This window comes from Lentisphaera marina (genome assembly GCF_028745505.1).
GTDB lineage: Bacteria > Verrucomicrobiota > Lentisphaeria > Lentisphaerales > Lentisphaeraceae > Lentisphaera > Lentisphaera marina.
The window spans coordinates 1,068,730-1,081,230 of record NZ_JAQZZL010000001.1 but is presented as its reverse complement, the minus strand read 5'-3'; the positions used below and the strand labels follow the sequence as shown (position 1 = coordinate 1,081,230).

The following is a 12,501-nucleotide window of genomic DNA, read 5'->3' as shown; positions in this document are numbered from 1 at the left end:
ATAACACTACTAATAAAAATTAAGAATAGGACACACATGAATAAACTTCTTATGGCAATCTTTGCCCTCTTCTGCTCATTCCAGCTCTCTGCTGAAATTAAACTTCACCAACTCTTTTCTGATGGCGCCATCTTTCAACGTGGCCAAGCCGTCCCTATCTGGGGTTGGGCTGACTCTGGACAAGAGATCGAAGTCTCATTTGCAGGACAAACAAAAAGCACTAAAGCTGATTCTGATGGTAAATGGATGATTAAATTAGATTCGCTTTCCGCCTCAGAAGAATCACGTCAACTTAGCGTAAAAAGTGGCGCTGAATCTATTACCGTCAAAGACATCTTGGTTGGCGAAGTTTGGATCTGCTCGGGCCAGTCAAACATGGACTGGAAGCTCACACAACTTACAAAGCCTGCTCGTGACCCTTTCTACAATCCTATATCTGAATACGTAAAAAAAGAAATCGAAACGGCAAATGACCCACTTTTCCGTCAAATCGAAGTTAAAAAAGAAGTTTCTCCAGATGCTGAATTAAAAAACATTAATGGCAACTGGCTTCCTGTCGCACCTGCCAACAGTATCAATTTCACTGCTACAGGCTATTTCTTTGCTCGCGAACTTCGCAAGTCCCTCAACGTTCCCGTTGGACTCATTAAATGCGCTTGGGGCGGCACTTTAGTAGAACCTTGGGTTCCCATGGCTAAATACCAAACTAACGAGGAACTCAAAAACTTTTATGTTGCAGAAAAAGTTGCTAAACTCGATAAAGCTAACAAGTGGTGGACTCCTGAAAAAGCTAAAGAATTACACAAAAAACAATTACTCGAATGGGAAGAAAAGAAAAAAGTCGCTAAAGAAAAAGGCAAAAAATTTAATCAGCGCAAACCGCGCATGCTTGCCGATCCAGCAAAAAGCAATCGCATCCCTTCTACGCTTTACAATGGCATGATTGCTCCTCTCGTCCCCTATGCAGTCAAGGGCGCTATTTGGTACCAGGGTGAATCAAATGCCAAATACCAAAACGAAAATTATCAAAAACATTTCACTGCTTTAATCGAAGGTTGGAGAACTGCATGGAAGCAAGATCGTCTAGACTTCTACTTCTGCCAACTCGCTCAATTTAGAAATCCAGTAGAACAGCCAGTCGATAATGACGGTTGGGTTAATGTGATTAATCAACAATTGCTAACAGCGCTTACTGTCCCTAATACAGGTATAGCTGTACTCAATGATATTGGTGAAGCTAACGATATCCACCCTCATAACAAAGTCGATGCTGGTAAACGCCTTTCTCTTTGGGCTCTTGCAAAAAGCTATGGCAAAAAACTTCCAGCTCATAGTGGCCCTCTCTACAAATCTAGTACTATTTCAGGCTCGAAAATCATCATCGATTTTGATCATGTCGGCTCTGGCCTAATGACAGGAAAGAAAGTTTTACTTGATCCCGTTGTCGAAGTTAAAGAAGAATTACAGCACTTCCAAATCAAAGGTGCTGATAATGTCTGGAAATGGGCCACAGCAAAAATAATTTCAAAAAATCAAGTTGAGGTTTCTCATCCAGAAATTTCTAAGCCTGTAGAAGTACGCTATGCATGGGCAGCAAATGCCAAAAGTGCTAACCTCTACAATAAAGAAGGACTACCTGCTTCAGTATTTAAAACTAAATAATTTAGTTCTCAGCAGCCCGTAAGCCTCAGTGAATTCACTGAGGCTTTTTATTTCCGCTCGTCTTAGTACACTAAGCGCACTTTAAATACCCCCCTCGACTTTCACAACACACTTTTTCTCTAGACACAAAAAAATCCTTAAAACCGAAATTCTAAGGATTTTTTAAGAGGCGCGAATCGGAGTCGAACCGATCTAAAAGGTTTTGCAGACCCCTGCCTAACCGCTTGGCTATCGCGCCGTGTGGGAGGATAATACTCCCACTCTTTCCCTTATCCAGTAAGATTGAAGAAAAAATCATAATTTTCTTGAAAAAACACAGTTCGCTCTATGTTTGAAGTAATTAATTTAAGTTTTTACGGGCACATTCAATTTCATGAAATACAATTCTTATCTCAGTAGCAAAAACGAATACTCTTTGAGCAAGTACCATAACTTGGCAAACCAGCTCAAAGCTGATGGTCACCATGTGATCAACTTAACTATTGGCGACCCAGTGGAACGAACCTATGCCGAGGCATATAAAAGTTTGGATAAAAGTTTGGAGAATCGCAAAATCTCCCAATATCCATCATTCAAAGGCAAGGTCCCTTTGCGAAAAAGCATTTCTGATTGGGCCTATCGCAATCATAAAATAGAACTTGACCCAGACACACAAATATGCTCAACTAATGGATCAAAAGAAGCCGTCTTTCATTTAGCTTTACTTTTCGATTGGTCTGAAGGTCAAGAAATCTGGGCGCCTTCCCTATCCTATCCCGTATACGCCTCAAGTGCTGGGCTATTCAATATCCCCTTTCGTGAACTCCCAGTATCCCGAGAAAGCAACTTTCTCCCAGATTTAGATGCAATACCGGTAGATGAATGGGATAAATGCCAAATTTTCTGGATAAATTCCCCACATAATCCCACCAGTGCTATTGCATCTAAAGAATACTTAGAAAAACTTTTATCTCTCGCCGAGAAGCATGACTTTTTGGTATGCTCAGACGAATGCTATAACGATATCTTCTATGGAGAACTCCCTAGTTCCATACTCGACTTTCCTCAGAGTCAAAATTGGCTCTGCATTCGCTCCTTATCAAAACGATCTCACATGACTGGTTTTCGTTCTGGTGCTCTGCTCAGTTCAAACACGGAACTAATGAAGAAAATCTTGCTCATGCGTCCTGCATTAGGAGTTGGCACCCCCGATTTTATCCAAGATGCCGCCATAGCAGCATGGGATGATGACCAACACCCCAAAGATTTTTCAGAAGAATACAAAGTCAAACAAAAAATCATCCGTGAAGCTTTAGAGAAAAAAGGCTTTAACATATTTGGTGGAGAAGCCAGCTTTTATTTATGGTTCTCTCACCCACAATTCACTACTTCAGACCAACTCATGCAACTATTCATCGAACAACACTTAGTTCTCACTCCTGGCACCGCTTTTGGTCAAGATGGAGAAGGCTTCATTCGCATGGTTTATTGCTCAACTCTCGATCAATGCGAAGAAATTGCCCAACGCATCTCCGCACTCAATATATAAGGTTACTTACATGATCAAATTACTCACAGAAATGCTTTCTATCCCCTCGCCCACTTTTCATGAACAAGAATTGACGGCTTTCATCAAAAATTTTGCACAAGACAACTTTCCGAATCCCGAAATACGTGAATTCAAAGATTGTCTCATTATTGAGCTCGGAAAAGAAAACACTCACCTTCCCCACATTACTATGGTTGGACATTCAGACGTGGTTCCTCAGTGGTTCAAACCCCACATTGAAGGGGATAAACTTTATGGCGCAGGTGGATCAGACATGCTCGCTGCCGAGGCCGCTTTTTTTCGTATCACAGCAGATAACCACGAAGAAATCCTTAAACGTTCACGTATCAGCATTGTCATCTACTCACGTGAAGAAGGTACAAAAATGGAAGATAATGGGCTTTACGACTTAATTGGTGAGTACCCAGATTTCTTCAAAAGTATTGACCTAGCGATTGTAGGAGAACCTACTGACAATACCATCCAAATTGGTTGCTGCGGCAGTTTACATGCTCGAGTGGTGAGCACGGGAATGGCTTGCCATTCCGCGCGTCCTTGGAATGGTGAAAACGCTTTTTATAAAGCTCTACCCTTTATTTCAGCGATGGCTGAACTTGAGCCAGTCAAGCACGAAGTCTTTGGCTGTGATTTTTTCGATGTGTTCTCTATTACAGAAGAAAGCTGCACTCCCGGTCGTACTTCTATTCCCGGAAGATGGGAAGCCAACGTCAACTTCCGTTATGCCCCAGTGCGAACTCCGCAAGAAGCTGAGCAATACGTATTAGACTTCGTCAACAACTTAAAAGTTGATGGCCTAGAAGTCAGCATAAAAGATAACTCTCCTTCAGGTACGGTTCACGAAACTGAACTTTTTGCAAAAGCCTGTGAATTATTAAACTTCCCTGTTCAAGCCAAGCAAGCATGGACTGATGTTGCTCAGTTGAGTGCTATGGGCGTCCCTTGCTTCAACTTTGGGCCTGGATTAACTTCACAAGCTCACAAAGACAATGAGTATTGCCTCATTTCATTAATTGAAGAATATGGTAAAAGCTTAAAGAACTTATTAGTAAATATCTAACAATTATTTCTTTTTCTTTTTCTCGCCTTTAGGGCGAGAAAAGAGTTTCATATCAAAAAACAAATCTGTCGTTCTGGAACTCGCGGGATGAACTTCAACCGCAATTACATTGAGTCCAGCTTTAAGTTTATTATGTGGAATAGCAGCGCCACCTTTAAACTTTAAAGTCGTATCGGCATTTTCACTTTTTGCTAAACCATTATACTTCAAGTTTTTTGAATCTATATTCCATGTAAAAACTCGAGAACCATTCACCCACACGCCAGCACCATCATCAACCATGAGTCCAATACGGTATTCACGAGTTTTATCAACTTCTTTTAGAACAAATTTCCTTCTTACATAAAGAACTCCAAGTCCTTTCTTGATCTTTTGTAATTTAGTTTTTGCTACGGGTTTAGTTGTCCCAAAAGCGATAGGGGCATTGCCCTTTTTCCAAAGCGAATCATTAAAGTCCGACTTCATCCATGTAGATGAGACTCGACTTGATGTGTAGTTGTAGCTCCAAAGAAAATTTTTGGCTATAATGTCAATATTTTTTGTGGATACTTTTTGAGCCGCTTTGGCAGCTTCAGCTGCTTTTTGAGCGTCTAAATCCTTCTTCGCTTCAGCTGCTTTTTGAGCATCTAACTTCTTCTTCGCTTCAGCCGCTTTTTGAGCTTTCACTTTTTCTTCTTGAGCTTTTTTAGCTTGGCGCTCAGCTCGTTTTTTAGCCTGCTCATCATTAAGCCCCGCTTGCTTTTCAAGGAACTCTTTATTGGCTAATGCTTCTTCATCTGGACTTAGACTCACGACAATACGTAAAACAATTAAAATCGCTAGAATAGCCCCCATAATCAAAAACTTTTTTGACTTCAAAATATTTTTTTTCTTCGGTGAATAGCTCAAACCATCTCCACCTACTTCATCTTTAGCTGTGGGTGGTTTGAGCGATGTAGGAGCTTGTAAACCCTCCGGTTTCTTCATTCCTTTTGGGGGAGTCAATGTATCTGGCAAGCCAGTCTTACCCAATCGTGCATCTTGAATTGCTTGAATTAATTCTTGGGCTTTTTGATAGCGATCGTCAGGGTCCTTCTCTAAAAGTTTTTTAATGACTTCCCAAGTAGCTTGAGAAATGTTTCTCCCATATTCCGTTAAAGGTTTTGGCTCACGCTCTAAATGACCACGTAAAATCTCGTTATAACCACTGCCATTAAAACAGAATTCCCCTGTCATCATGTGATACATTGTGGCGCCCAAACTATATAGATCCCCACGAATGTCCATTTCAGTCCCCATGATCTGCTCAGGACAAATATATTGGGGTGTACCTGTAATTGTATCACTCTCGTTAGCACTTTCATTATGAGTACAGCACAAACCTAGGTCCATCAGTTTAACCACACCTTCATCAGTAAGCATGATATTATCTGGCTTAATGTCGCGGTGGATTATTTTTTTGCGATCCCACGCTTCACGTAAAGCTTCTGCAATATTGAGACCTATCGCTAATGTGCTATCTTCATCAAGGATGGGCTCTTTATCCATGAGTTCTTTAACTGTTTGGCCTTCGACGTATTCCATGCCAAAATAGTAAATATCTTCGTATTTCCCTACGGCATAGGCCTGTACAATATGAGGGTGATTTAGACTTGCTGCACTTCGAGCTTCTTTGACAAAATCATCAACTGCCTCTGCCCCCATATTCTCTGAAGGCATGAGTATTTTTAATGCAACTGTTCTATCTAAGGATATCTGGTGTGCACGATAAACCATGCCCATTCCACCCTTACCAAGAAACTTCTCAATTATAAAATCGTCAATAATAGCATTCTTTGAAAACATTGATGAAGGCACTGTCGCCGACTGTTCACAATGTCCACAAATAATCTCTTCGCCGTAATCACAACCAGCGGAATCAACCATCCCTCCGCAATTTTCACATTTAAATAACAAAATACATCCTAAAATTTTTGGCACATTTTATATCAAAAAACACTACGCAACAAGTTCTAACACGGGCTTTATTACGCAATTACTCTTATAAAGCTTCTATAACCCGAGACTAAACCCTCAACGCTTACAAATGAATATTTTTTATGCGAAACAAACACTAAGAAGCACCCTTTAGCCCAAGTAGAAAAAACCTTAAACTTTATCACTTTCTCAGTTCAAAATAATTTGTAAGCATCAAGTTAAAAGGTCATTTTATCCTAGGGAGTTAATAGGACTCCTCCATCATACAAACGCTGGCAATTGACGAAGGAAACTCAATGAACAAAATCTATATTCTTGACACCACAGTAATTCTAAATGACTCAAACGCTATCTTCTCTTTCCCCGAAGAACATGTCATTATCCCCCTAAGCGTCATTGAAAAAGTAGATAAATTCAAACGAGAGATGAACGACCTGGGTAAAAATGCCCGTGAATTCAACCGCACCATGGACACATTGCGTAAACGAGGTTCTTTAACAGAAGGAATAGAACTAAATAACAAGGGAACCTTACAGATCCTTTTCCGAGCTTCAAAAGAACAAAATGACGCAGGCATCTCAAGCGATAGTGTTTTAACCATTGGTAAAAACATGCGCGATGATCAGCCAAAGAAAAAAATCATCATTGTATCAAAAGATTTGAATTTACGCTTAAAAGCTAATGCTCTCGGCCTCCATGCAGAGGGCTATGAAAAAGATCGCTTTGAAGAGATCATGGATTATAATGGCTGGCATACACTCCACGTTTCTCAAGAAGAACTGGATGAGTTTAATGCTATCGGCACACTCAACTATGAAGGTGACATAAAATTACGTCCTAATGAATTCCTCAATTTAAAGTTAAAAGGACAAGATAAAACTGCCGCACTGGCTCGCGTTGCTATCCATGCGCCTAACATCATTGTCCCCCTGCGTTTTTCTTCTGAAGATATTTCAGGACTACGCCCGCTAAACATGGAACAAACTTTTGTTCTAGAAGCGCTCTTAGATGAAAACATAAAATTAGTTAGCCTACAAGGTGTGGCCGGAACCGGTAAGACTCTCCTTGCAGTTGCTGCGGGCCTCCGACAAGTTCTTCGCGACTTCACCTTTAACAAAATCTTAGTTTCTCGACCCATCATGCCCATGGGTAAAGATATTGGTTTCTTACCTGGTGATATCGATGAAAAACTTCGTCCTTGGATGCAACCAATTTTTGATGCTGTAGAACTCATTCGCTCCATTGATCGCAGAAGCTCCAAGCCCGTTTTACCCTCAAACCTAATGGATATGGAAGAACTGCAAATCGAGCCACTTACTTACATTCGTGGACGTAGTATTCCTAATCAATACATGGTCATCGATGAATCACAAAACCTCTCTCCCCTCGAGTTAAAAACCATTGTTACACGCATGGGTAAAAACTCGAAAATCGTACTTACTGGTGACGTTGAACAAATCGACCATCCCTACATGGATAGCTACTCTAATGGTTTAGCCTATGTTGCGGGTCGTTTCCGCGACAATCCCTTAGCTGCTCACATCAAACTCACAAAAGGCGAAAGAAGTGAACTTGCTGAAGCTGCAGTTAAGCTACTTTAATTATGAAAATAGTTGCTGCCACCAATAACAAACACAAGCTCGTCGAGCTCAAAACTATCCTTTCTCAGCTCGGTATAGAAGTATTATCAGCCGCCGACGTAGGTGGCATACCCGATGTTGTGGAAGACAAAGATACTTTTGAAGGAAACGCCTGCAAGAAAGCTATGGAATCTGCCGCTCACCTTGGCATGCCAGTTCTCTCTGATGATTCAGGCTTATGCGTCGAAGCCTTGGATGGTCGGCCTGGCGTCTTTAGTGCTCGCTATGGTGGACCTGGATTAGACGACCAAGGTCGCTGTAAAAAACTCATGACTGAGTTGAAAGATTGCGATAATCGCAGAGCTTACTTCGCTTGTGTCATTGCTCTTGCTGATCATAATGGTCAACTCATTGGCTCCAGCATGGGGAAATGCCTTGGCCATATTTCAGACGAAATGAAAGGTGAGGAAGGCTTTGGTTATGATCCGCTTTTCATTCCTACGGATTACAAAAAAAGCTTTGCTGAGTTAGGCGAAGAAATCAAAAACTCTTTAAGTCATCGTAAGAATGCTTTGGAAAAAGCCATTTCAGATGGTTTGTTTAATAAACTTAAGAGTTCTTCTCCCACCTAAAAGGATAATGCCATGATTGAAATCCCCTCAACTGCGCTTGAATCAGCCGAATCACTCCGTGACTTTTGCCTCTTGCAACTTAAAGAAGCCGGAAGAAATTCTGGTCATCCGTGGCGCTTAGCCTCCTTGGCTCTTTGTGATCTGGAAGGCTCACCACTTTGTATGCAGATTGTCTTAAGGGATTTCCATAAAGGCACTCTTACTTTTTTTACGGACCAGAGAAGCGCTAAAGTTGAATCACTTACTGCTAAGCCAGAACTGAGCTTATGTTTTTATAATGAAGAAATCGGCTTACAATTTTCTGTATTATGCAGTGTGAGCCTTCATCACCAAGACCTTATTTGTCAGGCGTATTGGAAAAAATTAAGTGACTCAAGTAAAACTTGCTATTCAGCAGGCCCCACACCAAGAGCCGCCTTAAAACAACCTTTCTCTTTCAGTAATCATGAAAGCAGTGAACTCCCATATGAAAACTTCACAGTGCTAAAATGCGCTATTCGCAAAATTGACATACTCTGCCTTAACCCCAAAGGAAATATTCGTGCCATGGGAGATTTTGCTAAACCTAGCTCCATTTCATGGACAGCTCCTTAAAAAACAATCTTTAATTAATTTTTTGCATATTAATATCCACTGCTTTTGATGAAAAAAATCATATGTGGGGTTAAAATACAAGAAATTTTTTAGGATAACATAATTCATGCAAGAAGACCCCGGACAACATTTAGAATTCCCTCTTGAATGTCAGTATCGCATCATCTGTAAAGCAGATGCCACAAATATTGAATCTGACATCAGTCAAATCATAGAGAAACACCAACTCGATACAAAAGTTACTAAAGGCTCATTATCTAAAAATGGCAACTTTCAAACTTGGGTATTGTCTTGCACCATCCAAACTCTTGAGTCCCTACGCGCTGTCGGAGCTGATATCTCAGCTACTGAAGGCGTAAAAATGGTTCTTTAGTATGTTTCCTTGGAAACATGTACATTTTATCGGGATTGGCGGAGCTGGACTTTCCGCAATGGCTTCACTCCTCCACCAAGCGGGTATTATAGTCTCTGGTTCAGACATAACACAAAGTCCAAAAACTCGTGAACTAGAAGATAGTGGAATTCGTATTTCCTACCACCAAGAAGGCGAGCTCATCAAACCGAGTATAAGCCTAGTTGTCATTAGTAGTGCTGTCAAAAGTGATAACCTTGAGTTGGAAAATGCCACAAATATTGGATTAAGTATTCTTTCCCGTCAAGATTTTTTAAAAGAACTCTGTACATGTTTTCCTAAAGTTATTGCGGTAGGTGGTTCTCATGGCAAAACTACCGTAACATCGATGTGTGCTTGGATTTTTAAGCAAACGGATACCCCTGCTTCTTGGATGATAGGTGGAGATCTAAACTCAAATCATTTCCCTGCTGCCAAGTTCAATCTCAATGGGCCACTTATTATTGAGGCCGATGAATCTGATGGCACGATTGCTGCCTTAAACCCCAGCACAGGAGTACTTGTCAACACTGACGACGACCATTCATGGAGTGTTGGTGGAGTCAATCAACTCTACGACAACTTTCGTAGCTTTGCTAAACAAAGCCAAACACTATACGCAAGCGATGAAAATTCTTGTCACTCAGTCCTCAAGAATATTGACAATATCAATTACATTTCAACTGACTCTGATTTACAATTAACCCAAAAAGGCGATTTCATGCGCCTCAATGCGAGCCTCGCAATTGCCGCGTGTTCAAATGAAGGCATTAATACTGAAGACGCGAAAACAGTCCTTAGTCAATTTTGTGGTGTACAAAGACGCTCACAAGTGCATTTCGAAACGGCTTTCCTCACCCTGTTTGAAGACTATGCTCACCACCCCAAAGAACTCAAGGCTCTTAATTCAGCCATTGAAGAGCAATACGACCCCTACTACAAAATAGCCGTCTTTCAGCCTCATCGTTATGAGCGTTTAGAGTCCTATACCGAAGCCTTTGCCGAAGAGCTTAAACACTTCGATAAAATTTTTCTTGCTCCACCTTTTTCTGCGTGGTCTTCTCGTCAAGACTCACCTTCATTAGAGAAACTTCGTCTCCTGCTTAGTCCTAAAGCAGAAGTATTTACAGGAGAAGACTGGGAATACAACGCTGAAAAAGTACTCGCACAAACACCTACTACTGAGCACTGTATCATCACTGTTATTGGTGCTGCTACAGTAAAAGACATCATTCCTTGGATCAAAAACCAACTTATTTCACATAGCATTTCTGAACGACTTCCAGAGCTCACAATTTTACATGAACCCGAATGGGCCGAAATCACCACTTTGGGAGCAGGAAAAACTCAACACGCTTGCTATGAACCAAAAACTACCGCTGAGCTCCAAGAACTCATTAAGTTTACTAAACGCTATTCACTAAAAACACTCATATTGGGCGCAGGCTCCAACATGGTGGGTTGTGATCAACTCTTTGATGGCCTCATCATTCGTTTACGTCTAGGAGATTTTTCAGAAATAGATATCAAAGGTAAAACTGCACGCGTTGGCGCTGGTGTTAAATGGCTCAAACTCATTAAACGACTCCAAGAAGATAATCTTGGCGGTGCAGAGGCTCTCGCGGCCGTCCCAGGCTCAATTGGTGGAGGCATTCGTATGAATGCCGGTGCTCAAGGCTTAGAGACCTCAGAATTTGTTAGCGCAGTCTATGGTCTTAATAAAGATGGCGAGGAAAAATCATATAGTACAAACGAAATCACTTGGGAATATAGATCTTGTTCACTTCCAAAAGATTTCATTATTACTCATATTGATATGCACTTTAAACCCGCTGTTCCTCAACGTTCAAAAGCCATCGTACAGAGTACGCGAGATTTCCGTAAAAAAACTCAACCTGGTGGAAGAAACCCTGGCTGTGCTTTCCGTAACCCTGGTGATGTGGCAGCTGGTCAATTAATTGATAAATACGGCTTTAAATCTCTTAGTTTTCCTCACTGTGGAGTCTCTGACTTACATGCAAACTTTTTTATCAATGAAGACAAATGCTCGGCAGACGAATACGCTCGTATCATGGAATATGTTCAACAAGGGGTTTATGATGCTTGTGGCATTCGTCTACAGCAAGAAGTCGTCTTTAGCGATAATCGCAAAATCAACGTAGTTAAAGCTCTTAAAATCGCCGTCTTGAAAGGTGGCCCCTCTAGCGAACGATCCATTTCCCTGCAATCTGCAGAAGCTGTCGCAAAAGCGCTCCGTGATGGTGGTCATACTGTTAATGAAATAGACATCACTGATTTTACTATTCCTCAACTATCAGCTGATACTGACATCGTATTTCCTGTCCTCCATGGCGAGTTTGGAGAAGATGGCCAGGTCCAAAAACTCATAGAAGAACAAGGCTTTCCCTACGTAGGCTGTGACATTACTTCCAGTGAACTATGTATCGATAAGGACGCCACTGTTTGTGAACTCCGCAAAGCGGGACTTCCCGTTTGTGAATCATTCGTGCTAAGATCAAAGGATGAAGGTCTGCCTAACAACATATCCTTCCCTTGTGTGGTTAAACCTAATCGTCAAGGTTCGAGTATTAGCCTTAGCCTGGTCGAAAAAGAAGAAGACTTACAAAAGGCTATAGAATTAGCTTTTGATAATGATGACACCGTACTGGTTGAAAGCTTTTTTCAAGGCGTTGAATGCACTGTCGGTCTCATTGATGGCCAGGCCTTAAGCGTAGTAGAAATTATTCCTCCAGAAGGTTTTTTTGATTACGATGCAAAGTACACATATAGCAATGGAAAAACTCAATATAATTGTCCCCCAAAACAAATTCCCGAAGATGTCTGTGAACGACTAAAAAAATGCGGTGAAGAGGCCTTTACAATCCTCACGGGTCGACACTTGATGCGAGTCGATATGATCTGGAATCCTGAAAAGGATGATTTTATTATTCTAGAGGCTAATACCATGCCTGGCTTTACTGCGAGTTCTTTATTGCCCAAGGCTGCTAAGCACGATGGTCTTAGCTTCACAGAACTATGTTGTGGATTAGCTAAAGCTGCTTTAACTAATACATAGCAAG

General features: G+C 41.2%; 9 protein-coding genes and 1 tRNA gene. 8 read left to right on the top strand and 2 right to left on the bottom strand.

The genetic code is table 11. The annotated features are described in order from the left end of the window. The first annotated feature begins 36 nt into the window (after nucleotides 1-36). The gene (locus PQO01_RS04470) at nucleotides 37-1,662 is read left to right on the top strand and encodes a sialate O-acetylesterase (RefSeq protein WP_274312837.1); all 1,626 of its coding nucleotides are present in this window, start codon (nucleotides 37-39) and stop codon (nucleotides 1,660-1,662) included. Between the two features lie 167 nt (nucleotides 1,663-1,829). Here PQO01_RS04470 and PQO01_RS04465 read toward each other — a convergent pair. Continuing rightward, a tRNA-Cys gene (locus PQO01_RS04465) sits at nucleotides 1,830-1,900 on the bottom strand. Between the two features lie 135 nt (nucleotides 1,901-2,035). Between PQO01_RS04465 and PQO01_RS04460 the strand changes: the two genes are divergently transcribed. Together PQO01_RS04460 and PQO01_RS04455 are read left to right on the top strand one after the other, a co-directional pair. After that, nucleotides 2,036-3,190: a pyridoxal phosphate-dependent aminotransferase gene (locus PQO01_RS04460; RefSeq protein WP_274312836.1), complete on the top strand. Its 1,155-nt coding sequence runs from the start codon at nucleotides 2,036-2,038 to the stop codon at nucleotides 3,188-3,190. A 10-nt stretch (nucleotides 3,191-3,200) separates the two neighbouring features. Further along, nucleotides 3,201-4,268 (top strand): M20/M25/M40 family metallo-hydrolase, encoded by a 1,068-nt coding sequence (locus tag PQO01_RS04455; RefSeq protein ID WP_274312835.1) that lies wholly within the window; start codon nucleotides 3,201-3,203, stop codon nucleotides 4,266-4,268. A 3-nt stretch (nucleotides 4,269-4,271) separates the two neighbouring features. Here PQO01_RS04455 and PQO01_RS04450 read toward each other — a convergent pair whose 3' ends face one another. Continuing rightward, nucleotides 4,272-6,203: a serine/threonine protein kinase gene (locus tag PQO01_RS04450; protein ID WP_274312834.1), complete on the bottom strand. Its 1,932-nt coding sequence runs from the start codon at nucleotides 6,201-6,203 to the stop codon at nucleotides 4,272-4,274. 317 nt (nucleotides 6,204-6,520) lie between these two features. Between PQO01_RS04450 and PQO01_RS04445 the strand changes: the two genes are divergently transcribed. The 5 genes from PQO01_RS04445 to PQO01_RS04425 all read left to right on the top strand — a co-directional run bounded on the left by PQO01_RS04445 (nucleotide 6,521) and on the right by PQO01_RS04425 (nucleotide 12,497). Beyond that, nucleotides 6,521-7,825 (top strand): PhoH family protein, encoded by a 1,305-nt coding sequence (locus tag PQO01_RS04445; RefSeq protein ID WP_274312833.1) that lies wholly within the window; start codon nucleotides 6,521-6,523, stop codon nucleotides 7,823-7,825. Nucleotides 7,826-7,827: 2 nt separating this feature from the next. Beyond that, complete coding sequence (gene rdgB / locus PQO01_RS04440; protein WP_274312832.1) at nucleotides 7,828-8,436, top strand: RdgB/HAM1 family non-canonical purine NTP pyrophosphatase; 609 nt, start codon at nucleotides 7,828-7,830, stop codon at nucleotides 8,434-8,436. A gap of 12 nt (nucleotides 8,437-8,448) precedes the next feature. After that, the gene (locus PQO01_RS04435; protein ID WP_274312831.1) at nucleotides 8,449-9,030 is read left to right on the top strand and encodes a PNPOx family protein; all 582 of its coding nucleotides are present in this window, start codon (nucleotides 8,449-8,451) and stop codon (nucleotides 9,028-9,030) included. Nucleotides 9,031-9,136: 106 nt separating this feature from the next. Continuing rightward, complete coding sequence (locus PQO01_RS04430) at nucleotides 9,137-9,403, top strand: DUF493 family protein (RefSeq protein ID WP_274312830.1); 267 nt, start codon at nucleotides 9,137-9,139, stop codon at nucleotides 9,401-9,403. A 1-nt stretch (nucleotide 9,404) separates the two neighbouring features. Further along, the gene (locus tag PQO01_RS04425; protein WP_274312829.1) at nucleotides 9,405-12,497 is read left to right on the top strand and encodes a D-alanine--D-alanine ligase; all 3,093 of its coding nucleotides are present in this window, start codon (nucleotides 9,405-9,407) and stop codon (nucleotides 12,495-12,497) included. Nucleotides 12,498-12,501: the final 4 nt, after the last annotated feature.